The sequence below is a fragment of the Azospirillum sp. TSO5 genome (genome assembly GCF_003116065.1).
Lineage (GTDB): Bacteria > Pseudomonadota > Alphaproteobacteria > Azospirillales > Azospirillaceae > Azospirillum.
In genome coordinates, this window is the sequence record NZ_LGQY01000012.1 from 17200 (window position 1) to 43179 (window position 25980).

Here is a 25980-nt window from a genome sequence, read left to right on the forward strand (position 1 = left end):
ACGCGCAACGCCGAGATCCATCAAGTCGTACGAGCAGACAGGCCACAACGATGACGTCCCCTCTCCTGTCCATTCAAATCCCCGCGCTGGACGTTGGCTCAATAGTGCGCTGCCGCCTTCAGGAGATTCGGAAGACAGTCGAGCTGTATGGCGACGTCATCGAGCCGATCCTCATCGTCCCGGCCGAATCCGACAGTCCCGAAGCAACCATCGCGGCGTTCGCGGACACGCTGCCGCGCCTTCGGATCCACAAGCTCGACAGCCGGTATCTCACCCTGGACGAGATGCTGTTCGCCGCACTGCCGGCCTGCAGCGGCCTCTACACGATGGCGCTGCATCCGGTCGACATCATTGATCCGCTCGCCCTGGGGGCGCTGCTCCGCCATCTGCTTACCGATACGCACGACCTGATCGCCATCAACTGCCCCATTGTCACAGAAACGGGGCGGATGCTGGTGTCGCGCTTCGCCGGCGGCCTTCCCGAAAAGATGGAGACCAACGGTGCCGCACTGGTGCACCGCCTGGGCTTCACTGGCCTCGTGCATCAGATCAGCACGCTGATCTTCAAAACCGAGCCGGTGCGGAGCGTCGACTGGCAGAGCTATTACAGCCTGTCCGAGGTGTATTTCCGCGCTGCCGTCCTGGTCGAGGCACTGGGTTCGCGGCCGGCGATGCTGCGTGTCAGCAACGCCGTTTCGGTGAGCGACAACCCGCTGCGCCACAGCAGCGTGCTCAGCCCGCAGCAGATCGCCCAACGGCTGGACAAGCCCAAGCTGTTCTATTGGGCGGTCGGCATTCCGCTGCTGGTTGGCGCGCTGATCCGCCGCGGCGCTGTCCCGCAGGATTATCTGAACGGTCTGACCGAACAGTTCCCGGAGACCAGCTACAAGCAGACCGACCACATCCTGCACAAGCTCGCCGAGCAGATGCGGCACTGGATCGAAAGCCGCGACGCGACGCAGGCCGTGAACGCCGCGGCCCTGAAGTCCCTGGCCGACGTCTATGCCGCCCTGCCGCCGGTCTATCTCGGCCTGCTGACGAAGTTCGAGCGCCTGCTGCCGCTGATCGAGGATCATACCGACTATTTCTCGATGGCGTACCGGGCGCGCTCCAACATCGAGCGGCCGAACCCTCTGCTGCCCTTGGGCGCGCTGAAGGCGGAAGAGCGGGACGGTCTGGAAACGCTGATGAGGGGCTGGCTTCTCGACGAATGCGGCAATCTTCCCAGCACGCTGAGCGAGGCAGGCTGAAGCCTCGGCACTGAGAAGGATGCGGAAGGGGATACGGGGCGGATCACCGCCATCCGGTTTTCGAGGCGGCGGTTCCCGGTCGGGAGCGCCGATGGAGGCCGCGCCGGGCTGGTGGCAACGTTGCAGCATCGAATTGTGGTGAGGGGAACATGGTCAGGAAAGCAGTCATTCTCGCTGGTGGCATGGGCACCCGCCTTGCCGAAGAAACGGAATTTCGCCCGAAGCCGCTGGTTGAGATCGGCGGACGCCCGATCCTCTGGCATATCATGAAGATATACTCGAGCTTCGGCATCAACGATTTCATCATCTGCCTTGGGTATAAGGGGTATGCCATCAAGGAATATTTTGCAAATTACTATCTGCACATGGCAGATGTTACCTTCAACCTTTCAGACAACAGCATGGAAGTCCATCGCGGTCGCGCCGAGAGCTGGAAGGTCACGCTGGTCGACACCGGCCTGGAGACGATGACCGGCGGCCGGGTGCGCCGGGTTCGCGACTATATCGGCAACGAGCCGTTCTGCCTGACTTATGGGGACGGTGTCGCCGACGTCGACATCGGCCGCCTGATCGAGCACCACATCACCAACCGCCGGCTCGCCACCGTCACCGCGGTGCGTCCGCCCGGCCGCTTCGGTGCGCTGGAGATCGAGAACAGCCGGGTGTCCAGCTTCCGCGAGAAGCCGCTGGGCGATGGCGGCTGGATCAACGGCGGCTTCTTCGTGATGGAGCCGGGCGCAATCGACTATATCGAGGCCGACCACCTCCCGCTGGAGAACGAGCCGCTGACCAACCTGGCGGCCGACCAGCAGCTCACCGCCTTCCATCACGACGGCTTCTGGCACCCGATGGACACCATCCGCGACCGCACGCATCTGGAAAAGCTGTGGGCGACCGGCGACGCGCCGTGGAAGAGGTGGTGATGACCGGTACCGTCATGCCCAACGGCGGAATGCCCGACCCGGCCTTCTGGTCGGGAAAGCGCGTTCTCGTCACCGGCCACACCGGCTTCAAGGGCGCCTGGATGTCCTTGTGGCTGCTGCGGATGGGCGCCCGGGTGTCGGGCCTCGCGCTCGACCCGCCGACCGAGCCGAGCCTGTTCGCGCTTGCCGGTCTCGACCGGCGGATGGACTCGCGCATCGGCGACATCCGCGACCCCGAAGCCGTTTCGGCCGCCATGCGCGCGGCCGGTCCGGAGATCCTCATCCATATGGCGGCGCAGCCGCTGGTGCGCCTGTCCTACGACGAGCCGATGGAGACGTTCGCCACCAACGTCATGGGCACGATCCATGTGCTGGAGGCGGCGCGGCGCAGCGCCAACCTGCGCTCCATCGTCGTCGTGACCAGCGACAAGTGCTACGAGAACCGGGAATGGCCCTGGCCCTACCGCGAGACGGAGCCGATGGGCGGCCACGATCCGTACAGCGCCAGCAAGGGCTGCACCGAACTGGTGGCATCGGCGTGGCGCCGGTCCTATTTCAGCCGGCCGGGCACGGCTGCGCTCGCCTCGGTGCGCGCAGGCAACGTCATCGGCGGCGGCGACTGGGCCGGCGACCGGCTGATCCCCGACTGCGTGCGCGCACTGTCCGACGGTCGTCCGGTCGCCGTGCGCAACCCGCACGCCATCCGGCCATGGCAGCATGTGCTGGAACCGCTGAGCGGCTATCTGATGCTGGCGGAACGGCTGCACACCGATCCAGCGGCGCATGCGGAAGGGTGGAACTTCGGCCCGGCCGACGGTGACGCCCGCCCGGTATCCTGGGTGGTGTCGCGGGTGGTCGAACGCTGGGGAGACGGTGCATCCTGGGTGCTGGACGGCGGCGACCACCCGCATGAGGCCAGTTACCTGCGGGTGGATTCCTCCAAGTCGCGCATGCGCCTGGGGTGGGAGCCGCGCCTGGATCTGAGCGGTTGCCTGGACTGGACGGTCGAGTGGTTCCGCCGCCGGCAGGCCGGCGAGGATGCCGCCGAGATCACCCTCGACCAGATCGCCCGCTACGAGGCAGGCGACCGGTAGAGAGCGCATCGGTGCCTAACGGGGCGGCAAACGCCGCACAGCGACCTGGGCAAGGCACATGCAGAGAGGTGGTGCAGGGAGGTGGCGGGCGAAACCGGCGGAGACGGCGGCCCGATGCCTCTCTCCCTGTCCTTGCCAGTTCCCTGCCCAGATCCTGCCCATATCCTGCGATGCAAAGCTGTCCGAAAATCGACCGACACACCTCTTGGAGTAAAGAACCGCACCCCAAGAGGCGACGCGACGGGCACGCCGATCATTGCAGGTTTCTTTACGGATCGCCGGCCACAGGATTGTGCTCTTGCGATTGATTCGCTTATGAATTAGCACCACTCAAGGCGAGTGTTATCGGGATGCGAGGTGGTCTCTTATGGAAGCAAGCACTTTAGTCGGCGATTGGGCGGTTTGTGTCGGAAGCCTGCACACACCCGTTCGTAAAATCGGCCTGACGGACGTGTTCTCGGTGCGCAGCCTGCATGGCGCGGAAGCATCATGGAAGCTGCTTGGCTCCGATCTGCTTCTCATCGATAGAAACCAGACGATCCTGTCGATTTTCGACACGTCCACACTGGCCACCGGGGTACTCAGGGGCAGGATCAGCCAGCTTGGCTTCTGCGACAGCCCGATCTGGCTGGTGCGCGGAACGCAGGCCGGTGTCCGGATGCCGGATTCGCCGCTTCCCATCCACGCCGGCCCCCTGCCCGCCTCGGTCACGACACCCGAAGGGTTCCTGGACGCCTACCGGGGAACGCAGGATTTCTCGGTCGTTCTTCATGACGGCAATCTGGCCGTGGCGCGCCCGCCTCTTTCCGAAAGCCTCAATTTCGGCACCAGCCCCGACGCCGAGAAGTTCGAACTCTGCCTGAGCCGGGCTTCGTCGACCGGCTATCCGGCCACTCCGGCATTCTTCACCGTGCTCCACGACTGCTGGATCGTGGACGGCATGATCGCGGTGACGCGGGACGGCCATGTCCTGCACGAAACGACCCAGTTCCCGGGCCTGGAACCGCTGTGGGACACGGACTATCACCTGCTGGGCTCCAGGATCACGGCGCTTGAGCAGCTGGTGTCCGTGACCAGCCATCGTCCGACCACGACGATCGAGATGCCGGTCTTCCTGTTCAGCACCCTCAAGCTGGGCTACGGCCACTGGCTCGGCCAGTCGGTGACCAACTGGGTCTTCCTGGACTGGATCCGCGAGGCCGCACCCGACATCGCCAACCAGCTGGCTCTCGGCATCAACGGCGGCGTAACCAACGAGGATTTCCGGCTGATCTCGCTGCAGCTTCTGGGAGTCGACAACCCGGTTCTGCCGATCCCCAAGGGCATCGTCCACTGCAAGAAGCTGATCGTCCCCTCCTTCCACCGGTCCCACAGCCATCACTGGCCCGGCATGGGCAAGCCGTTCCGGGTCATGGGGGAAAACGCCCTGCGCATGCTCAAGGATCCGCCGAAGCCGGGACGCATCTACGCGTCGCGGCGCGGGCAGCTCCGCAGCTTCTCGGAGGATGCCAAGATCGAAGCGGTGCTGCAAAAGCACGGCTTCTCCTCCCTTATCGGTGGAACCATTCCCTTCGTGGAGCAAGTGGCCACCTATGCCATGGCGGAGGCCGTCTTCGGCATCTATGGCAGCAACATGTGCAACATTTCGTTCTGCCCGAAGGACAGCGTCACCATCGAAGTGTTCGATGAGATGCACCATGATCCGTTCTGGGAATATTATCTCGCGAACGCAAGCGACCTCAGATACTGCTACATCATCACGGCGGTATCTTCCGAACTGAAAGACCGGGGCTTTCAGGAACGGACCACGGATCTCCCCCCTGATATTCTCGACGAATTGCTCAGCAAGATTCTGTGACCTGGCAGGAGCGTATGGACCACACAAGCTCGACGGGCAACCAGCCGTTGCCGCAGAACGCAAGGCCGGTGGTGATCGCCGGAGCCAACGGCTTCGTCGGTTCCCATCTCGCCCGCGGCCTTGCCGCCATGGGGCATCGGGTGATCGCCCTCGTGCGTCCGAACGGCGCCCTGGAACGGCTGCTGACGCCGGCCATCGGGAACCCGTTCGAAGGGACCGTCATCCGCACCGATTACACCGCCGACCATCTCAAGGCGATTTTCTCCGAGATCAAGCCGCGGGTCATCATCAACTCCGTCGGCTATGGCCTGGATCCGACCCATCGCGACCTTGAACTCGGGTTCCAGACCAACATTCGGATCGCGCTCGACATCGTCGACTGCGCTTCCGCCGTGAATGCCGACGTGGTGCATATCGGAAGCGCCTACGAATACGCCGCCTCCAACGCGCCCATCGACGAATATCTGCCGATCAACCCGGAGTCCTTCTATGGGACGATGAAGGCGTCGGCGTCGCTTCTGCTGAGGGTCAAGGCGCGGGAACTCGGCCTGCGCCTGCTGATCGTGCGTCCCTTCGGGATTTACGGTCCGCTGGAGGCCGAGAACAAGTTCATCCCCGCGGTGATCCGCTCCTGCCTCAGCCGCAAGCCGATGAACTGCTCCAACGGCAGCAAGATCCGGGACTACACCTACATCGACGATGTCGTGGACGGTTTCGCACGGATCATCAATTCGAACACCGACTGGCCGGAGGTGGTCAATCTGGGGTCGGGCTATCCGATCCGCCTGCGCTACATCGTCGAGCGGATCTGCGCCGTCATGGACGTCCAGTCCGACCTGTTCATCTGGGGCGAGATGCCGGCACGGCTGGGCGATCCGCCCCGCATGGTCGCGGATATCCGGACCATGGAACGGCTGTTCGAATGGAGTCCGCGAACCAAGCTGGACGTCGGCCTCCAGAAGACCATCGACTCCATCCGGAACGCCTGAAGCCGACGGCACCGGTCCATGGCCGGTGCCGCCTGGAGGACGGCGGTTCCCACTCTTGCCACGCCTTGGGCGAGCGGCTTGCCTTGACAAGCCCACATCCCGCCCATACCAAGGCCGGCCAGTGCCCCGCCCATTTTCATCCGGACGTCTGCCATGAGCGTAACGCCGTCTCCCGACGCCCGCCCGCCCGCCATTCCGGCGTCCGGCCCTGCCGTTGCGGCATCCAAGGACGACGCCGTCCACACCGGGTCGGCCGACCGCTTCGGTTACGAATGGGGACGCTATGCCGAGCTGAAGGGCGTCTACGAGGAGCAGTTCCGCCGCTGGACCTCCTTCATGGCGCCGGAGGACTGGCGCGGCCTGACCTTCGTCGACGTCGGCTGCGGCATGGGACGCAACAGCCACTGGCCGATGAGCTACGGTGCGGCCGGCGGGCTGGCCATCGACATCGACGAGCGCAGCCTGGCGTCGGCCCGCGCGACGCTGGCACCGCATCCGGCGATGGAGGTGCGCCGTCAGAGCGCCTATGAGCTGAACGAGGTCGAACGCTTCGATCTCGCCTTCTCCATCGGCGTCATCCACCATCTGGCCCATCCGGAAACGGCGCTCGCCAACATGGTGCGTGCGGTGAAGCCCGGCGGCCGGGTGATGATCTGGGTCTATGGCCGCGAGAACAACGGCTGGATCGTCCGTTTCGCCGACCCGCTGCGCAAGGCGCTGTTCAGCCGCCTGCCGATCGGGCTGGTGCATGCGCTGTCCCTGCCGCCGACCGCGATCCTGTGGCTGGCCCTGCGGCTGGGGCTGGACCGTCTGGAATATTTCCGCCTGATCCGCCGCTTCGACTTCGCGCATCTGCGCTCCATCGTCTTCGACCAGATGCTGCCGAAGATCGCCAACTACTGGCGCCGCGACGAGGTGGAGGCGCTGATGAAGCAGGCCGGGCTGGAAGACGTGCGGCTTGCCTGGGTCAACGAGATCTCGTGGGCGGCGATCGGCCGCAAGCCGCAGAGGTAAAGCGCCGGAGACCGAAGAAGGCAGCCCTTTATTGCCGCCAACCGGCCTCTTGGGGTAAGAAGCCGCGGTTCCATGCGGCGGGTCCATCCGCATAGCAGGGCTTTGTGGGGGCCGAAGCGTTGGGGGTTGCCATTTCCGAGTTCTCGCCGGCCTTCATCCAGGCCTTCAACAGCGGCGCCGTCCTGTTCCAGACCGGCCGCTTCGACGAGGCGGCACAGATCTTCCGCCGGCTGGCCGATGAGCATCCCGACATCGCCGACCTGCACGGCAACCTCGGCCTGTCGCTGCGGGCCGCCGGCCGGCCGGCCGAAGCGATGGAACCGCTGCGCCAGGCGCTGCGCCTGCGCCCCGCCTATCCGGACGTGCTGAACGCGCTGGGCGGCATCCTGCTCGACCAGCGCAACCTCGACCATGCGCTGATCGCCTTCCGGGAACTGGCCCGCCTGAAGCCGGACTATCCGGGGGCGCTGCTGACGCTCGGCAACCTGTTCATGTTCACCGGCGACGGGGAAAAGGCGCGCGCCGTCTACCGGCTGGCGCTGAGCGTCGAGCCGGACGTGGCGGTCAACCACAACAACCTGGGTGCGGTCAGCCTCAGCCTCGGCCATCTGCATGATGCGGCGCTGAACTACCGCCGCGCGCTCGCCATCAATGTCGGCAAGCCGGAGTACCGCAAGAATCTCGGCACCTGCCTGCTGATGGCCGGCGACTATCCCAACGGCACCGTCGCCTACGAGGGCCGGCTGGAACAGCCGGTCTGGCGCAAGCGCAACATGCCGGGCGTGCTGTGGCAGGGCCAGCCGCTGGCCGGAAAGACGCTGCTGGTCCATTTCGAGCAGGGGCTGGGCGATTCCTTCCAGTACATCCGCTATGCCGGCGTGCTGAAGCGCATGGGCGCGCGGGTGCTCTACGAATGCCAGCCGGCGCTGAAGCGCGTGCTGTCGACCGCCCCCGACCTGGACGGGCTGTTCGCCTTCGGCGAGCCGCTGCCGGCCTACGATTACTACATCTCGCTGATGAGCCTGATGCACCGGCTGGGCACCACCCCGGACACCGCTCCCGGTGGCGTTCCCTATCTGCGTGCCGAACCGGAGCTGGCGGCGCGCTGGTCAGAGCGGCTGGACCGGCTGGAGGGCGGCGAACGTCCGGCCTTGCGCGTCGGCATCAACTGGCACGGCAACGAGACCGGCAAGTCGATCCCGCTGGAATGCTTCGAGGCGATGGGCCGTCTGCCCGGCGTCCGGCTCTACAGCCTGCAGAAGGTGTCGGGCCTGGACCATCTGGAGCGGCTGCGCGACCGGGTGGCGGTGACGGAGCTGGGGGCGGATTTCGACGCCGGGCCGGACGCCTTCCTCGACACCGCGGCGGTGATGGCCAACCTGGATCTGGTCATCACCTGCGACACTTCGGTCTGCCATCTCGCCGGCGCCATGGGGCGGCCGACCTGGGTGGTGCTGAAATGGTTCGCCGACTGGCGCTGGATGCGCGACCGGCTCGACAGCCCCTGGTATCCGACCATGCGCCTGTTCCGTCAGGCGAGGTCCAACGACTGGGCCGAGGTGATGGCCAGGGTGACGGCGGACGTGGCGGCGGAGGTCACCACACGGGTCACCGGAGGGACTGCACGATGACGCTGAACGAAGCGATGCGGCTGGCGCTGGAGCATTTCCGCGCCGCCCGGATGGCGGAGGCCGAGGCACTGTGCCGCGCCATCCTGCAGGCCGCTCCCGGAACGGGCGAGGTCGCCCAACTGTTGGGCGTGGCGGTGATGATGCAGAACCGTCCGCAGGAAGCGGAAACGATCCTGCGCCAGGCGATCGCCATGCGGCCGGATCTGGGCGACAGCCACGGCAATCTCGGCACCGTGCTGCAGTCGCTGGGCCGCATGGCCGAGGCGTTGGCGGCACACGACCGCTGCGTCCAGCTGTCGCCCGCCACGCCGGAGGCCTATGTCAACCGCGGTTCCGCCCGGCTGACGCTGGGCGACCGCAACGGAGCGGCGACCGACTTCGCCCGTGCGCTGCGGCTGCGCCCCATCGACGCGCTCGCCGCCGCCAATCTGGGCGTGGCCCTGCGCGAGAGTCATCGCGTGGCCGAGGCCGACCGCGCGCTGCGCCGGGCGCTGGTCGTCGATCCCGGCCATGCCGAGGCGATGCTGGGCCATGCCCACACCCTGCGCGAGCTGGGCCGGCTGACCGAAGCGAAGACCGCCTACACCCGCGCGGTGGCGCTGTCCCCGGCCAAGACCGAGGCGCTGTGCTACCACCTGTACCTGATGCAGACGCTGTGCGACTGGGACGATTACGACCGGCTCTGCGCGCGGGTGACGGAGATCATCGACCGGGACGGCGGCATCGTCATCCCGCTGGCCACCCTGTCGATTGACACCGGTCCGGCCCAGCAGGACCGCTCCGCCCGCCTGTTCTTCGACCGGGTGGTCAAGCGCGCCACAGCAGCGCCGCTGCAGGCGCGGGCTCCGTCGCCCGGCGGACGGCTGCGCATCGCCTATGTCTCCGCCGACTTCCACGAGCATGCCACCGCCTTCCTGGCGGCCGAGCTGTTCGAACTGCATGACCGCGAGCGGTTCGAGGTGCTGGCCTATTCCTACGGCCCCGACGACGGCAGCGCCATGCGCCAGCGGCTGGTGAAGGCCTTCGACCGCTTCCGCGACATCCGCAGCGTGCCGCTGGACGCCGTCGCCCGCTGCATGGCCGACGACGGGGTCGACATCATGGTCGACCTGAAGGGCTACACGAAGCAGACCCGGCTCGATCTGCTGTCACGCCGGCTGGCGCCGGTCGAGGTCAGTTATCTGGGCTATCCCGGCACCATCGGCTGCCCGCACATGGATTATGTGATCGGCGACCGCTTCGTCACCCCGCCGGAGCACCAGCCCTTCTATGCCGAGAGGCTTGTGCTGCTGCCGGACGCCTACCAGATCAACGACCGCCGCCGCCCGTTGCCCGACAATAGTCCGTCGCGGGCCGAGTGCGGCCTGCCGGAGAACGGCGTCGTCTTCGCCGCCTTCAACACCGCCTACAAGATCAGCCCGGCCATGTTCGCCCTGTGGATGCGCATCCTGAAGCGGGTGCCGGGATCGGTGCTGTGGCTGTTCGAGGCCAACCCGCTGGCCGCCGGCAACCTGAAGGCCCAAGCGCAGGCCCAGGGGGTCGATGCCGCCCGGCTGATCTTCGCCCCGCCCCGTCCGCTGGCCGACCACATCGCCCGCTACCGCGTCGCCGACCTGGCGCTCGACACCCTGCCCTACACCGGCCACACCACCACCAGCGACGCGCTGTGGGCCGGCTGCCCGGTGGTGACCTGCCTGGGCGGGACCTTCGCCTCGCGGGTGGCGGCCAGCCTGCTGAGTGCGGCGGGGCTGCCCGACACCATCACCCGCTCGCTGGCGGAGTACGAGGATCTGGCGGTGGCGCTCGCCGGCGATCCCGCCCGCCGGGCCGACTTCCGCAAGCGGCTGGAGGACGGGCGGATGACGGCGCCGCTGTTCGACAGCCGCCGCTTCACCCGCAACCTGGAGCGCGCCTATCAGGTCATGTGGTCGCTGCACAAGGCCGGCAAGCCGCCGCAGGGCTTCATGCTGCCGGCCGGCTGACAGGGCGCTGGGAAGAGAGGCTGCCCGCCTGCGCCTTTGCACACGGCAGCACATACCCAAGTATGCGATTCCATCCCCACATATTTCACGGTCGTAACACAGGACAAAAGCACTAACTAAATTGCTTATGGCTTTGCTACCATACCTCGCAAGAATATTCCTTTGTTGGTATGACTGATCGATGTCCGGTAATACTTCGATATCTAATCTTTCTTCTGGCCTCCCCCTGATCTTAGCCCTTTATCCGGCAAGCCTTTCTTTGCCTGACCCAGTCCTGCGCCGTCCCTGCTGCGGCATGGTCATCGTGCCGGAAGAAACGCGATGAATACGATCAGCCCGATCAAGGCCGAAGCCGCCAAGTCCGCCACCTACCAGGGGCGGCTGGAATTCGTGACCACCGGCAAGATCTACGGCTGGCTGCACAACCAGAGCAACCCGGCGGAGGAATGCCTCGTCGACCTCTATGTCGATGGACGCTTCCTCGGCACCCATGCCTGCAACGAGCATCACAGGGCGCTGACCGGGCTGCCAGGCCGCAACGGCTTCCTCGCCTTCAACATCCCCCTGCCCGCCGGATTTCTCTCGATCGATGGCTGCTGCGTTGACGTCAAGGTCCATGGGACCAGGATGTCCATCCCAGGGGCGCCTGTCGTCACCGGCCTTCACCGGGCGGTGATCGATACGGCCCTGTCGGGAATGACGCCGGAGCGCCAGGCTTTGTGCGTGAGCGCGCTTTCGGAGACGGCCAACCAGACCAGGCGCGGACGCGACCGGATCGAGGACGCACGGCTGATCCGGCCGGCCGAGGGATTCGAAGGGAGCGAACTGACGGTCAGCGCCTTCCTGGCGCACCAGCTTTACCGGCTGGAGGCGCAGCATGACTTCCACCTGCATAGCGCTGCCGACCTGACCCGCTTCCTGGTGCAGCACGCCGAAGCCTTCAATCTTGCCGACCATGCCTGGTGCCCGTTGCCGGCCGATGTGAAGGCTTATCTGGTTTCGGGCGAGGAGGAGGACGCCGGTCTCTTCCGCTCGCGCCTGCTGTCGGCCTATCAGGCACAGACAGGCGAGGTGGCCAACAGCGGAGTGGGTGCGCTGTACCACCTGACCCACTGGATGTTCGGCAAGGCCCGCCTGCCCAAGGAAGCATTGGCAGCCCGGCATGTGGAGGCGTTGAACGCCTCGGCTGGGATCGACCCTCATGGCCTGATCTCGCATTTCTATGCCGGGGTGCACGCCCGCGATCCCGAACTGGCCGCGGCGTTCGATCTGCGCGACGAGCGGGCGCTATTCCCCCTGCTGCTGGCGATCTCGCTGTGGCTGGTGCGCTGGAACCTGGATGATCTGTTCCTGCCCCCTGAGGTGAGCGCGCTCCTGGACGCACCGATCCATCATGACGCTCAGGTCATGACCGGACTTGGCTATTTCTACAGCCGCCTGGGCGTGCCGGGGGGGCAGGCCTTGAGCCTGTCGTCGCTGCGCCAGCGGCAATGCGCACCGGTGGCACGTCGCTTGGCCCGCACGCCACAGGCCAAGGGCGTCAATCTGTTCGGCTATTTCGACGGCGGCACCGGCATCAGCCGCAACGCCCTGTTCTCCCGCGACATCCTGCAGGATGCCGGCTTCGGCGTCACGATGCCGATGATGGCGGTGCCCAGCCGCCATGCCGGCGAAGAGCTTTACCCGGTCAACCTGATCCATTTCGGGCTGCTGGGCGCGCCGGGCGACATGATCAACCATGGGCTGGCGCGCTTCGCCGGTGCGTACAACATCGGCTTTTTCCTGTGGGAGACCAATGCGCTGCCCCGCTCGGCCCATCTCACGCTGGAGATGATGGACGAGCTGTGGACCATGTCGGCCTTCTGCGCCGACACCCTGGCCCAGCATTTTACCGGCCCCATCCACATCGTCCCCAACTGCGTCGACGAGCGCGTGTTGAAGGTGACTGCGGAAAAGCGGCCGGAGGAGCAGCCTTTCACCTTCTATTTCTGTTTCGACGCCCGCAGCTGGTACACGCGCAAGAATCCGCTGGCGGTGGCCCGCGCCTTCCGGAAAGCCTTCCCCACCGAACAGGGGGTGCAGCTCGTCCTGCGCATCCGTTACCGCCAGACCAGCCGGAGCGTCGCCGACCTCGCCCACAAGCTGGATCTCGACCGTTTGGTCGCGGGTGATCCCCGCATCATCGTGCGCGACCAAGAGCTGTCATACGCCCACTCCCTGGCCGAGATGCGTTCTTGCGACGCCTATGTCTCGTTGCACCGGGCCGAAGGCTTCGGCTACACCATGGTGGAGGCGATGATGATGGGCAAGCCGGTGATCGCGTCGCGCTATTCGGCCAACCTCGACTATATGAGCGACGAGACCGCCTTTCTGGTCGGCGGCCAGGAGCGTTACCTGGACGGCGACGAGTATCTCGGCGTCACCCCCGGCGCCCGCTGGTTCGAGCCTGACATCGATGCCGCGGCCGAGGCGATGCGGCGGGTGTGGAGTGACCGGGACGAGGCCGGGTGCCGGGCGAATGCCGGAGCGGCCTTCGTCCGCCGCGCGTTCTCGCGGCCGACGCTTCAGACGCTCTACGCCAAGCGGCTGGAAGCCATCCACCGCGAGCGGTCGTAGCGCATGATGCGGCGGGCTGCCGGAGAGACGGCCCGCCGTCAGTAGGCGAGGCGCGAGAAGGGCGCCGCCATGCGGGCGAAGTTCCGGTTGTGGTAGGGATCGTCCAGCATGTCCCCCCATTCCTCCCGCATCCGCCGCAGATCGTTCTGATGGACGTCGCGTGACGACTGTCCATAGAGGTAGCCGCGGGTCTTGGACTCGTAATGGTACAGGCACACCTCGGGATCGTACACGACCCGCAGGCCTGTCTTCCGAACGGCCAGGCAATAAACGATGTCGTTCCAGTTGACCGGGCGGGACGGGTCGAAGCCCTGGACCGCCTCGAAGGTCGAGCGCCGTGTGACGAGGCAGGCCCCGGTCACCGCCGCGGCGGAGCGCATGATCAGGTTGCGGCCGAGATAGCCGCCGTCGTCACTGCGCGCGCCCAGGGCCTCATGGACAGCCCCCTGCTCCCGGCTGGTGACGACACCGCCGTGCTGGATGCTGCCGTCGCGGTACAGCAGGCGCGCACCGACCACGCCGACCTCCGGCAGCCCCAGCGTCGCCACCGCCCGGCCCAGCCAGTCGTTGCTGGCGGCGACGGTATCGTCGTTGAGGAAGGCCAGGACCTCGCCCTGCGCCATCGATGCGGCTAGGTTGTTCATCACCGCCCAGTTGAAGGCGCCTTGATAGGGCATCACCTCGACGCCGCGCTGGGTCCGCATCGCCTCCAGCAGGCCGACGCTGTCGGGATCCTCGTTCTGATGGTCGATGACGATGATCTGCATCGGCGCCCGATAGTCCTGCCGGACACGCAGCAGAGAGTCGAGGCAGTTCCGCAACAGGACCGGCGAGTTGCGCGTGGGTACGATCACGCTGACCGACGGCAGGGCGGGCGCCCGCACGTCGACGGCGCAGGGTTCCACCAGGGTGCGGGACTCCGGATCGGTCGTGCCGCTGAGGATCTGAAGGGGGCGCACCACCGCTTCCAGGCTGCGGCGCTGGGCCCACCGCCGCACCGCCCCGGCATTGCCGGACAGCAGCCGTGGCACGGCGAAGCCGGCATGGAAACCCAGCGTCTTGCGAACCGTATAGAGGATCGAGGAGATGTGGCGGATGTCCGCCTGGGCGATGCAGTCGGCAAGACGCAGGGCCAGATCGTGCAGGTCGCCGGGGGGCGTGCCGCTTTCGAGGGCGAAGACCTTCAGCAGGGCCTCCGACGACAAGGCCACCATGGGACCAAGACAATCGTAGGCCAGCAGCATGATGGGGTCGAAGTCCGGTTTGAAGACCGGAATGACCTCGCCGCCCCGCCCGTTCTGGCGATCGATCTCCACATCATGGTCGCTGTATGCCACATGGGCCGACGACAGGGCGGCCAGGAAGACCGCCAGGGCATCTTCCCGCAATACGCCTCCGCCTTCGACGACCAGATGACCGCCGGCGTCCCGCAGGCGCGGATGGGTGGTGATCAGACGCGGCAGCTCCGGGGCCAAGGCCCGGACCGCCTGCCCGCCGGCAAGAAGCGGGGCGAGCAGCGCGGCCAGTTCGCTGTTGGGGGGCGGCTCGTCGGGGGTCAGGACGGTGAGCATCCAGGCCGGATGGGACTGGCGACCCAAGGAGGCAATCAGTTGCCGCAACGGTGCGCAATCGTCGTCCGGCGCGATGACGACGACGTTCACGACGCTGGCGGTGGCGCCCGTCTGCAGCCGCTCCGCACCGATGTCGGGGCCGCGCCTGTTGCTTTCCAGCAGCCCCTCCGCCCGCAAGGCGGCATAGGCGTCGAGCGTGGGGGCGATGCGGCTGACCGCATGGGGCAGATGCTGCTCGATGTTGCCGATGGCCTGCTTGATCCCCTTCAGCATGGCCAGGATCTGGCCGATGTCGCCGATGCTCTCCTGCAGATTGGTCTTGATGTAGATTTCCGAGCCGAAGGGCTTCTTCGAATGGGCGTCGCGGACGCTCAGGAACGTGCCCCGCGACGTCAGATCGTCGTGAAGAGCCGGAATCCGGAAGCTGAACCCATGCTCGCCCCGGCCGCCGATGCGTTCGGCAAGGCCGGGTACGAAATGCATGCAGTGGGCCACGCCGATGAAGCGGCTGCCCAGGAACAGTTCCAGCACGATCCGTTCGTTGAAGTCCTGCGGGTTGGCGCACCAGCCGGAGATCTGTCCGCTGCCGCCATCGGCGATCTCACCGATCAGCTGCCGGGTGGCGGCCAGTTCGACCGCGGCAATCCTCTCGGCGATCCGGGCGTTCCGCCACCAGTCCAGGACCTGCGGCGGCAGGAACCCCGTGAAATCGGGATCGCGCAGCATGGCGAGAATCCAGAAGCGCCATGACCGGCTGGCGGACAGGGCGTTCAGGGAGGCGTCGGTCAGCGGGACGATGCCCAACGCCCATCGGGCCAGCCCCTCGTCCATCTGGGGGGCAAGCTCCACATGCGGCAGGCTGGTCCCTTCGGCCAACCGGTTGACGACGTTCGAAATGAATTCACCGCGCAGAAGGAAATAGCTGATGAACTCGCTCAGACGGCAGTCGGCGGCGGCAAGCAGTTCCTGGCTGTTGGCCGGATAACGCCCGAGGAACAGGCGGTATCCGTTGATGGCGTCGTCCAGCGTCGTGCGGCGGCTCGTGTCTTGCGCATGGCTTTTGTCCAGCGTGTCGACCAGGCTTTCCGACCTGCCATCCATGCCCACACCCCTTCTATGACGCGAACATGCCGCAAACGGCATCGCATTCGACGGCTTCCGGAAAGCAGTCAGAGGAAGCAGACAAAAATCCGGGAAACCTTCCGCCTGCCGAATGAAAGGAACGGCGATTGGCTACGCGTTCTTTACATGCAGGCTTTCGGGGTGTTTTTACCGGCTGCCACCACTTTCGGGCAACCGATTTCGTGGCGGAGGCTTGAGACAAGTCGCATCAGACAAGTCATGCCCGGCGGCGGGCGAAAACCGATGCCGCCGGGAAATCGCAGGAGTGGTGTTCAGGCGCCTGCCGCAAACGGCCGACGCCCCCCTCAGCCCATCGCCACCAGCTTCGGATTCTTCTTCCACTCTTCCATGATGACCTGGGCCCTGTGCCTGTCTTCGCTGCCGAGGCCGGCGCCGAGTTCATGGGCCTTGGCCTCCAGCCCGTCACGGTCGGGACCGGGCTGGGTGGCCGCGGCGGCCATGATGTACCAGACATAGGCCTGGATCGGGTTGTAGGCCTTGCTGTCGCGGTTGGCGTAGAGAGCGCCCAGGTTGGTCATGGCGCCGGCATGGCCCTGTGCCGCGGCCTTGCGCAGCCAGTCCACGCCCTCGACCAGATCGGGCCGGCCAGCCCAGCCATGGGCCAGCATCAGGCCCAGATTGACCTGGGCGCCGACATTCCCCTGTGCGGCGGCCTTGCGGTACCACAGCGCAGCCTCGGCATAGTCGGGGGTGCCGGCCAGACCGTTGGAATGGATCAGGCCGAGGTTGAACTGGGCGTTGACGTTGCCCTGCTCGGCCGACCGGCGGCACCATTTGAGGGTCTCGGCATAATCCTTGGGCACGCCGTGGCCGCGGGCATAGAGCAGGCCGAGATTGACCTGGGCCACCGGATGGCCCTGCTCCGCCGCCTGCCGGTACAGGTCCGCCGCCTTGGCCGGGTCGGCCTCCACCCCGCTGCCGTGCTCGTAGATGATGGCGAGCGCCAACTGGGAATTGACGAAGCCCTGCCCGGCGGCCTGCCCATACCAGGCGATCGCCTGGCCCATGTCGCGCTCTACCCCCTGGCCATTCGCGTACAGCGAGGCGAGCGCATGCTGGGCGACGGCAAAACCCTGCTCGGCCGACTTGCGGTACCAGTCGGCGGCGGCGGCGTAATCCTGGCCGACACCTTGGCCGAAGGCGTGCAGCAGCCCCAGGTGGTGCTGCGCCTCGGCATGGCCGGCCTCCGCCGCCAGCCGATACCAGTGCAGGGCCTGTGCGATGTCCGGCGCCACCCCAAGCCCGTTGGGAAAGAGCAGCGCCAGATTGGCGTCCGCCGCCGCCGAATTGGCTTTGGACACGGTCTTGTACCAACGCACCGGCAGGGCATTGTCCTGAGCCGCCCCCTCGCCATTGGCATAGCACAGGGCCAGCGAGAACTGCGCTTCCCGATGCCCCTGCTCGGCCGCCTTGCGAAACCAATGAGCGGCATCGCCGAAATCACGCACCACGCCCTGGCCGCGGGCATAGAGCTGGCCCATGCGGTATTGCGCCTCGGCATCGCCGCGCTCGGCCAGCGGCAGCCAGTCGGCCACCGCCCCGGCATGGTCTCCCGCCTCGAAGGCGACGAGACCGCGCTGGAAGTCCGGCTTTTTGAACGGGACGGATGATGTACCCTTGCGCTTACCAAACACGATCAAGGCTCCCGCAGGCTTTCGTCGACCCCACGCAGGATGGGGCGCAGGAAATAGGTGATGATCCGGCGCTCGCCGACCTTGATGTCGGCCGTCAGCGGCATGCCAGGGATCAGGCGGAAGTTGGAGGGCACATTGTCCAGCGTGGTCGTCAGCAACTTGATCCGCGCCCGATAGAAGAGGCTTCCGCTCGCATTGTCCTTGTTGGAGAAGGAGTCCTCGCTGATCGTCTCCACCTCGCCATCAAGCGAGCCGTGCTGCATATAGGGATAGGCGTCGAGCTTCACGCGCACCTTGTCGCCGACCTGGACGAAGGCGAGGTCGCGGGCGTCGATGTTCGCCTCGACCTCCAGGGGTGCGCCGACCGGCACCAAGGTGAAGAGCGGTTCAGCCTCCTTGGCGATCGAGCCGGGGGCGGCCTTGGACGAGACCTCCAGCACGATGGCGTCGACGGGGGAGTCGAGCTGGACCAGCGCCTGACGCTTGCGCGCCTTGATCAGCTGTTCGCGCAGCGCCTCGCGCTCGTTGCGCTGGGAGGTCAGCTCCTCGATGATCTTGCCGTTCCACTGCTGGATGAAGACGTCGCGCTCGGCCAGCAGGGCCTGCAGGTCATGGCGGTTGCCCTGCAGCTCGTTCTGGTTCAGCACCAGATTGCGCTCGATGTCGATGCGGTCGCTGGTCGCCTGCAAGAGGTTCAGCTTGCTGCCGACCTGGGTGGCCAGCAGGGAGGAGCGCATGTTCTCGATCTCGCGCACCACCTTCAGCCGCTCGTTCAGATGGACGCGGTCCATCTCGTACTTGGTGACGTTGGACTGCAGGCGGGCGAGCTTCTCCTCGTAATTCATCATCTGGGACTGGTATTGCGCCTGCCGCTCACGCCACAGCGACTGCTGCAGCGTGCCGTAGCCGTACCGGTCGCTGTCGCCCACGAAGGGTTTGCCGTCATGCTCGGCCTGCAGCCGGGAGATCATGGCGTCGGCGTTGGCGAGACGGGATTCCAGCTGCAGGACGTCGGCCTGGGTGAAGGTCGGGTCCAGCGTCGCCAGCACCTGCCCCTTGTGCACGACATCGCCGGGGCGGACCAGAACCTGCTTGATCGCCGCCATCTCCAGCGGCTGGACCATCACGTTGGGCTCGGTCGAGATGATCTTGCCCTGCGAGGCGACGATCTTGTCCAGGTAGGACAGCGAGGCCCAGGTGATCAGACCGATGACGAACAGCGCCAGCAGATGCAGGGTGATGCGCGCCAGGAACGGATCGGGAGCGTTCTGGATCGCCTCCGTGTCCTTCTGGAAGGCACCGATCGCCTGCTTTCCACGCGCCTTGGCGCGCTTGTCGAGCGAAGGGTCCGGCGTGCGCGGTGCGGCGTCGTTGGCAGGGACGCGCGTCGTCTGGATGGTCGCAAGCTTCTGTGCGGTCAAGGGGACGCGCTCCTAGATGTGCCGGTTCTGCTGGTGCCAGAGATGCTGGTAGATGTCGCAGCGCTCCAGCAGTTCGTCATGGCGGCCGCTGTCCACCACCTTGCCGCGGTCCATCACCAGGATGGTGTCCGACGGCACCAGCGACGACAGGCGGTGCGAAATGATGATCACGGTACGGCCGCGGGCGATGTTCATCAGGTTGGCCTGGACGATCGCCTCGCTCTCGGCGTCGAGCGCGCTGGTCGCCTCGTCCATGATCAGGATCTTCGGGTTGGTCAGGAGCGCCCGGGCGATCGCCAGACGCTGGCGCTGACCGCCGGACAGGTTGGACGAGCCTTCCTCCAGCATCGTGTCCAGGCCCTTGGGCAGCCGTTCCACGAACTCGTCGGCGCCGGCAAGATGAATGACCCTCAGGATTTCCTCGGTCGTCGCCCCCGGCTTGGCGGCGGAGACGTTCTCGCGGATGGTGCCGGTGAACAGGAAATTGTCCTGCAGCACGACGCCGATCGAGGCGCGCAGATGGTCGAGGTCGTATTCGCGCAAGTCCCGGCCGTCGATGCGGATCAGCCCTTCCTGCGCCCGGTGCAGCCCCTGGAGAAGGCGGGTCAGCGTGGTCTTGCCCGAGCCGGAGCGGCCCATGACGCCGAGGATGGTGCCCTCGGCCGCGGTGAAGTTCACGCCGTCGAGCGCCGGCGGCGCCGTGGGGGCGTAGCGGAAGCGCACTTCTTGGAATTCCACCGTGCCGCGCAGGGGCGTGCGCAGGCCACGGCCGGTGCGGCCTTCTTCGGGGGCATGGTTCATGATCGTGCCCAGCATCTGGACCGAGATCGACACCTCCTGGAACTGCTGCACCAGCTGGGCCATCTGCAGCAGCGGCTGGGTGACGCGGCCGGCCAGGATGTAGAAGGCGATGAGCGCGCCCATCATCAGGTCGCCGCTCAGCGCCAGATAGGTGCCGAGGCCGAGCAGGCAGGCCATCATCAGCTGGTTCAGCGGCATGGCCACCGTCTGGCCGATGATCATGATGCGGCCGACGTCGAAACGCTGTTCGGCGGCGCGGGCGACGCGGTGGTCCCACTCCTGCTTCTGGCGCGCATCGAGCGCCAGCGACTTCACCGTGCGCATCCCGTGAATGTTCTCGATCAGGAAGGACTGCTGGCGGATTTCCGCCTGGTACAACTCCCTCAGCCGGCCTTTGATCAGCGGGATCATGATGCCGATGTTGATGGCCATCAGCACGGAGAAGGCCAGCACCAGGAAGGTCAGCGGCACGCTGTACATGAACATGATCGGCAGGAAGATCACCAGCGAGACCGTGTCCAGCAGCGTCATGAAGAGCTGGCCGGTGAGAAAGTTGCGAATGCGCTCCGCCTGCTGGACGTTCTTGACGATCTCGCCCGACGACACCCGCTCGAAATAATGCATCGGCAGGCCGACGAGCTTGTTGAAGACCTGGACGTTCATCTTCGCGTCAATTTTCTTCGTCGCGTAGAGCATCAGGTACTGGCGCAGATAGGAGAAGGCCGTCTCGAACAGGATGACGCCGATCATGCCGATCATCAGGACGCTGAGCGTGCCCAGGCTGCGGTGGACCAGCACACGGTCGACCACCAGCTGGAAGAAGATCGGCACGGCGAGCGCGAACAGGCTCATCAGGATCGCGGCGATGCCGATATCGCGGAAGATGCGCTTGTGGCGCAGGATCTCCACCAGGAACCACTTCAGGCCGAAGGGCTGCTCGGTATCGGTCAGGCCGTAGTCCCGCTTCAGCAGCACCACTTCGCCGGCCCAGGCCTGGCTCAGGCGGATGCGGTCGACCGGCAGGATCACCTCCTGGCCGGCAAGCGGGTCCTGGAGGATGGCAACGTCGGTGTCGCCCTGCTTGCCGAAGCCGAGCACCACCATAGAGTTGCCGTTGCGCAGGCGCAGGATGGCGGGAAAGGCGTCGTGGAGCTTGCCCAGATCCTCCCAGTCCAGCGTCGTCGCCTCGGCCTTCAGGCCGATCGACTTGGCGACGCGCAGGAGGCGAGCGGTGTCCAACTCCTCGTTCCCGATGACGTTGCTGTGCTGAAGCCGCTCGGCCGAAACATCGAGGCCACGCTGGCGCGCGACGGCAGCCAGGGAATGCAACCCGGTGTGGGCGCAGGGGACTTCCGCAGCAAGGGTCATGGGAACCGCCGTAAAGAATTGGGAGTGCGTCGCGACTGCAAGGTCTTCATACCGTTCGGTCACCCGGTCTCGATCGACCATGCGCTCCTTGGGTTGGGAGGCGCGACGAAGCGCGTAGAGTCCGCCACTTGCGGACGATGCATGCCCACGCGATTCCGTTGAGATAGCAGAAGAGGCACAACAGCGGCAAGCCATCTGTCCCAGGGGGCATCCGCCATCCATCATATGTCTCCGCCCGATGTGTCCATTGCGGCACATCCGTGCAGAGACGAGATGCCGCTTGCGGACAGCGCATGGTCATTGCTATCGACCGACGGGATGGTTCTTTGCCGACAGAGATCTAACGCCAGGCGGTCAGACGGATGAAAAAGCCTTCACGAAAGCAGGCCAAGGCCAAACGCCCGACCATCCCGGCCCCCTCCCCGCGAAGCGCGGCCCAGGCCCAGGCCCCGGCCGTGGCTGCCGCTGCGGACGCCGGCTTCGCCCGCGCGCTGACCCTGCACAGGGAAGGGCGGACGGCCGAGGCGGAAGCCGGCTACCGCGCCGTGCTCGCCACCGATCCGGGCCATCCCAACGCCAACAACAATCTGGCCATCATCCTGCGCGCCCGCGGCGACTGGGAGGAGGCGCTGGGCTGCTACCGCCGGGCGCTTGCCCGCAACGCCGCCGACCCCTTCGTCCACAGCAATCACGGCTGCCTGCTGCTCGACATGGGCCGAAGCGTGGAGGCGGAAGAGGCGCTGCGCACCGCCATCCGGCTGAAGCCCGACTATGCCGAGGCGCATTTCAACCTCGCCAACATCCTGCGCAACCGCGGCGACCGCGAGGCGGCCAAGGCCGCCTACGGCGAAGCGCTGCGCCTGAAGCCCGATATGGCGGAGGCTCTGTGCAATCTGGGCGACCTGCACAAGGGGGCGGTTGAACTGGCCCGCGCCGTGGAGTGCTTCGTCGCCGCGCTGAAGGCCAACCCGAAGTCGGCGGAAGCCTGGAACAATCTGGGCGAGACGCTGAAGGAGATGGGCCGCATCGAGGAGGCGATCGGCGTCTTCCAGAAGGGCCTGGAGGCGCACCCCAACCACGCCCTGATGCATTCCAACCTGCTGCTGGCCCTGCACTACACCCCGGCCGTCCCGCCCGAGACCATCTTCAAGGCCCATGCGGTGTGGGCGCAGCGCCATGCCGATCCGCTGCTGCCCGCCGGCAAGCGCCATCCCAACCCGCGCGATCCCGCACGCCGCCTGCGCGTCGGCTATGTCTCGCCCGATTTCTGCGCCCATTCGGTCGCCTTCTTCGCCGAACCGCTGATCCGCGAGCATGATCGCAAGCGGTTCGAGGTATTCTGCTACCACGCCGCCGCACGCTCGGACGTGGTCACCGAACGGCTGAAGAGGATGGCCGACGGCTGGCGGTCGCTGGTCGGGGTGGACGACGCCCGCGCCGCGGCGCTGATCGAGCAGGACGGCATCGACATCCTGGTCGATCTGACCGGCCACACCGCCAACAACCGGCTGACCCTGTTCGCCCGCAAGCCGGCGCCGGTGCAGGCGACGTGGCTGGGCTATCCCGACACCACCGGCATGCGCGCCATCGACTGGCGCTTCAGCGACGCCGTCGCCGAACCGCCGGGCGAGGCCGACCGGCTGAGCGCCGAGCGCATCGTCCGGCTGCCGCACGGCTTCCACAGCTACCGCCCGCCGGTGGACGTCGCCCCGCCGGCCGAACCGCCGCTGCTGGCCAAAGGCCATGTCACCTTCGGGTCCTTCAACAACACCTCCAAGGTGACGGGGGAGGTGGTGCGCGTCTGGTCGGAGATCCTGAAGCGGGTGCCGAACTCCCGCCTGATCGTCAAGAGCGCCCAGATGGGCGACGAGGAGACGCGCCGGCGCTATCTGAACACCTTCGTCCAGTTGGGGATCGATGCCGGCCGCATCGAGCTGCTGGCCCGCATCGACGCCGCCGACAGTCATCTGCGTGCCTACGACCGCATCGACATCGGGCTCGACCCCTTCCCCTACAACGGCACCACCACCACCTGCGAGGCCTTGTGGATGGGCGTGCCGGTGGTGACGGTGGCCGGCGCCAGCCATGTCGCCCGCGTCGGCGCCAGTCTGCTGACCCATTGCGGGTTGAGCGAGCTGGTGGCCTCCGACGAGGCGGGCTACATCGCCACCGCGGTCGCGCTCGCCGGGGACCCGGAGCGCTTGACCGGGCTGCGCCGGACCATGCGCGACCGGCTGAACGCCGCGCCGCTGACCGACTACAAGGGCTTCGCCCGCGGGGTCGAGGCGGCCTATCGCGCCATGTGGCAGGACTGGGTGGCCCGCAGCGCGCGGGACTGACGGGACCGTTGCGGGGGAACGGGTTCAGAGCCCCCGCAGGGCACCTCGGTCGACGTTTTCCAGGAACCAGCGGTAGGTGGTGGCGAAGCCGTCGCGCAGGGTCGTGGGGGCGGTCCAGCCCATCTCCGTCATCCGGCTGACGTCCATCAGCTTGCGCGGGCTGCCGTCCGGCTTTGAGGTGTCGTAGCGGAACTCGCCCTCATAGCCGACCACGTCGCGGATCAGCTCGGCCAGTTCGCGGATCGACACCTCGCTGCCGGTGCCGACATTGACGTGCGGCTCGTCCGAATACTGCCGGGCCAGGAAGACCAGACCGTCGGCCAGATCGTCGGCGAACAGGAACTCACGCTTGGGCGACCCGGTGCCCCACAGCTCGACGAAGGGCTGGCCGTCGACCTTGGCGCGGTGGATCTTGGCCAGCAATGCTGCGGCGACATGGCCCCCCTGCAGGTCGAAATTGTCGTTCAGGCCGTAGAGGTTGGTCGGCATCGCCGAGATGAAGTCGCAGCCATACTGGCGCCGGTAGGCCTGGCACATCTTGATGCCGGCGATCTTGGCGATGGCGTACCACTCGTTGGTCGGCTCCAGCGGGCCGGTCAGCAGGGCGTCCTCGCGCATCGGCTGCTCGGCCAGCCGGGGATAGATGCAGGAGGATCCCAGGAAGACCAGCTTCTTCACCCCCGTCCGGTAGGCGCCGTGGATGATGTTGGTCTCGATCGCCAGATTGTCGTAGAGGAATTCGGCCGGCCGGGTGGAGTTGGCGAGGATGCCGCCGACGGTGGCGGCGGCGACGAAGACCAGCTCCGGCTTCGTCTCGGCCATCCAGTCCTCGACCTCCGCCTGACGGCGCAAATCGACGCGGTCGCGGCCGACGGTGATCAGCTCGCACGGCTCGCGGTCCAGGCGGCGGACGATGGCCGCCCCCGCCATGCCGCGATGCCCGGCCACCCAGACCCGTTTGCCCTCCAGGGAGAAAAGCGATTCCGTCCGCACCCTTGCGCCCCATGCCGCTATGAAAAGCCGTGTGGTGTCGTAGCATCCGGACTGCGGTGAATCCAGTCCGCTCCGCTCGGCTTGACAAGCGCCGCCCCGGCGCGGGATCTTCCGGCCCCTTGGGCTGCCGGATTTGCACCCAGAATTGGGGTTTCCATCATGATTTCGAATTTGGCTTTCACCTGGCAGCTCACGGAGGTCCACGGCTGGGGGCTGGTGGGTGTCCACACCGCCCTCTATCTCGCCGACCAGGGCCGGCCGCCGCTGCTGCTCGAAAAGCCGCTGATGGGCACCCTGCGCCCGGAGAACCGGGCGAAGCTGCAGCCGCTGGAAGGCCCCTACCAGCAGATCGCCGCCATGGCCGACAACGCCAAGGGCCACATGCTGCTGCTGAAGGAGTTCGACGTCCTGCACGCGCTGGGCAACGGCTTCACCGCCGGCGGACCCTCGGGCCGCTTCCGCGGCCGGCGCAACATCGGCGTCATCGCCTATGAGGAAACCCGCTTCACGCCCGAGGTGATGGCGCGCGCCCGCCAGTACGACCGCATCGTCGTGCATTCCACCTACAACAAACAGCTTCTGGAGATCTGGGGCTTCGACAATGTCGGCCTCGCCTTCCAGGGCATCGACCCGACCGAGATGGTGGAGGCGGACCCGAGCGGCCAATTCGGCGACCGCTTCGTCATCTTCTCCGGCGGCAAGCTGGAGTTCCGCAAGGGCCAGGACATTGTGCTGGCCGCCTTCCTGCGTTTCCGTCAGCGCCACCCGGACGCCCTGCTGGTCACCGCCTGGCAGAACGCCTGGCCGGAGGTCGGCATGACCATGGCGGAATCGCCGCTGGCGCCGAAGCCGCCGCGGGTCCTGCCCAACAACATGATCGACGTGAAGACCTGGGCGATGGAGAACGGCGCCGACGAGGAGGGCTTCGTCGATCTGGGCTTCCTCGGCCGCCACCAGATCGCCGGCGTGCTGGCCGACTGCCATGCCGCCGTCTTCCCCAACCGTTGCGAGGGAGCGACCAACCTCGTCGCCATGGAGGCGATGGCCTGCGGCGTCCCGGTGGTGCTGTCCAACAACACCGGCCACCGCGACCTGCTGAAGAGCCCGACCCAGGGCGACGATCTGTGCCTGACGCTGGACCGGCAGGTTCCGGTCGCCGACCGCGACGGCAGCCGCTTCGGCTGGGGCGAATCCTCGGTCGACGAGCTGGTGGAGGCGCTGGAGCGGCTCTATGCCGACCGCACCGCCGCCAAGGCCCGCGCCGCCCGCGCCAAGGCCTTCATCCGCACCGAGCGCAGCTGGCGCGCCTTCGCCGAGGCGTTCGTCGGCGCCACGCAATAAGACCCGAAGGGC

General features: G+C 66.5%; 16 protein-coding genes. 11 read left to right on the top strand and 5 right to left on the bottom strand.

What is annotated here, in order from left to right:
* Window positions 1-50 precede the first annotated feature (50 nt).
* The 9 genes from TSO5_RS03095 to TSO5_RS03135 all read left to right on the top strand — a co-directional run bounded on the left by TSO5_RS03095 (window position 51) and on the right by TSO5_RS03135 (window position 13357).
* Window positions 51-1250 carry a hypothetical protein gene (locus TSO5_RS03095; RefSeq protein ID WP_146203666.1) on the top strand — a complete coding sequence of 400 codons (1200 nt, stop codon included), beginning with the start codon at window positions 51-53 and terminating at the stop codon, window positions 1248-1250.
* Between the two features lie 149 nt (window positions 1251-1399).
* Window positions 1400-2173, top strand: coding sequence for a glucose-1-phosphate cytidylyltransferase (rfbF, locus tag TSO5_RS03100; protein WP_109150193.1), 774 nt, complete (start codon window positions 1400-1402; stop codon window positions 2171-2173).
* Window positions 2173-3267: a CDP-glucose 4,6-dehydratase gene (gene rfbG, locus TSO5_RS03105; RefSeq protein ID WP_247870565.1), complete on the top strand. Its 1095-nt coding sequence runs from the start codon at window positions 2173-2175 to the stop codon at window positions 3265-3267. The genes rfbF and rfbG overlap by 1 nt, the downstream gene beginning before the upstream one ends.
* A gap of 367 nt (window positions 3268-3634) precedes the next feature.
* Entirely contained in the window at window positions 3635-5125 is a 1491-nt protein-coding gene (locus tag TSO5_RS03110) for a glycosyltransferase family 61 protein (RefSeq protein ID WP_109150194.1), read from the top strand.
* A 14-nt stretch (window positions 5126-5139) separates the two neighbouring features.
* Entirely contained in the window at window positions 5140-6114 is a 975-nt protein-coding gene (locus tag TSO5_RS03115) for an NAD(P)-dependent oxidoreductase (protein WP_109150195.1), read from the top strand.
* A gap of 153 nt (window positions 6115-6267) precedes the next feature.
* Window positions 6268-7128: a class I SAM-dependent methyltransferase gene (locus tag TSO5_RS03120; RefSeq protein ID WP_247870566.1), complete on the top strand. Its 861-nt coding sequence runs from the start codon at window positions 6268-6270 to the stop codon at window positions 7126-7128.
* A 119-nt stretch (window positions 7129-7247) separates the two neighbouring features.
* On the top strand, window positions 7248-8759 hold the full coding sequence (locus tag TSO5_RS03125) for a tetratricopeptide repeat protein (RefSeq protein WP_158282335.1): 1512 nt from the start codon (window positions 7248-7250) through the stop codon (window positions 8757-8759).
* Window positions 8756-10741, top strand: coding sequence for a tetratricopeptide repeat protein (locus tag TSO5_RS03130; RefSeq protein WP_109150197.1), 1986 nt, complete (start codon window positions 8756-8758; stop codon window positions 10739-10741). The genes TSO5_RS03125 and TSO5_RS03130 overlap by 4 nt, the downstream gene beginning before the upstream one ends.
* Before the next feature lie 321 nt (window positions 10742-11062).
* A complete protein-coding gene (locus tag TSO5_RS03135; protein WP_109150198.1) occupies window positions 11063-13357 on the top strand; it encodes a glycosyltransferase family 4 protein in 2295 nt (764 codons plus the stop codon).
* Window positions 13358-13395: 38 nt separating this feature from the next.
* On the opposite strand, the gene TSO5_RS03140 is transcribed toward TSO5_RS03135, so the two are convergent.
* The 4 genes from TSO5_RS03140 to TSO5_RS03155 all read right to left on the bottom strand — a co-directional run bounded on the left by TSO5_RS03140 (window position 13396) and on the right by TSO5_RS03155 (window position 21295).
* Window positions 13396-16029: a glycosyltransferase gene (locus TSO5_RS03140; RefSeq protein ID WP_158282336.1), complete on the bottom strand. Its 2634-nt coding sequence runs from the start codon at window positions 16027-16029 to the stop codon at window positions 13396-13398.
* A gap of 326 nt (window positions 16030-16355) precedes the next feature.
* Window positions 16356-17705, bottom strand: coding sequence for a tetratricopeptide repeat protein (locus TSO5_RS03145; RefSeq protein WP_247870567.1), 1350 nt, complete (start codon window positions 17703-17705; stop codon window positions 16356-16358).
* 2 nt (window positions 17706-17707) lie between these two features.
* Window positions 17708-19126: an HlyD family type I secretion periplasmic adaptor subunit gene (locus TSO5_RS03150; RefSeq protein ID WP_109150200.1), complete on the bottom strand. Its 1419-nt coding sequence runs from the start codon at window positions 19124-19126 to the stop codon at window positions 17708-17710.
* Window positions 19127-19138: 12 nt separating this feature from the next.
* On the bottom strand, window positions 19139-21295 hold the full coding sequence (locus TSO5_RS03155) for a peptidase domain-containing ABC transporter (protein ID WP_109150201.1): 2157 nt from the start codon (window positions 21293-21295) through the stop codon (window positions 19139-19141).
* A 455-nt stretch (window positions 21296-21750) separates the two neighbouring features.
* On the opposite strand from TSO5_RS03155, the gene TSO5_RS03160 reads away from it, so the two are divergent.
* On the top strand, window positions 21751-23634 hold the full coding sequence (locus TSO5_RS03160) for a tetratricopeptide repeat protein (RefSeq protein ID WP_247870568.1): 1884 nt from the start codon (window positions 21751-21753) through the stop codon (window positions 23632-23634).
* 24 nt (window positions 23635-23658) lie between these two features.
* On the opposite strand, the gene TSO5_RS03165 is transcribed toward TSO5_RS03160, so the two are convergent.
* Window positions 23659-24627, bottom strand: a complete 969-nt coding sequence (locus TSO5_RS03165) for a GDP-L-fucose synthase (protein ID WP_109150203.1) — start codon at window positions 24625-24627, stop codon at window positions 23659-23661.
* Between the two features lie 159 nt (window positions 24628-24786).
* Here TSO5_RS03165 and TSO5_RS03170 point away from each other — a divergent pair, with 159 nt between their 5' ends.
* Window positions 24787-25968 carry a glycosyltransferase family 4 protein gene (locus TSO5_RS03170; protein WP_109150204.1) on the top strand — a complete coding sequence of 394 codons (1182 nt, stop codon included), beginning with the start codon at window positions 24787-24789 and terminating at the stop codon, window positions 25966-25968.
* The last annotated feature ends 12 nt before the right edge of the window (window positions 25969-25980 follow it).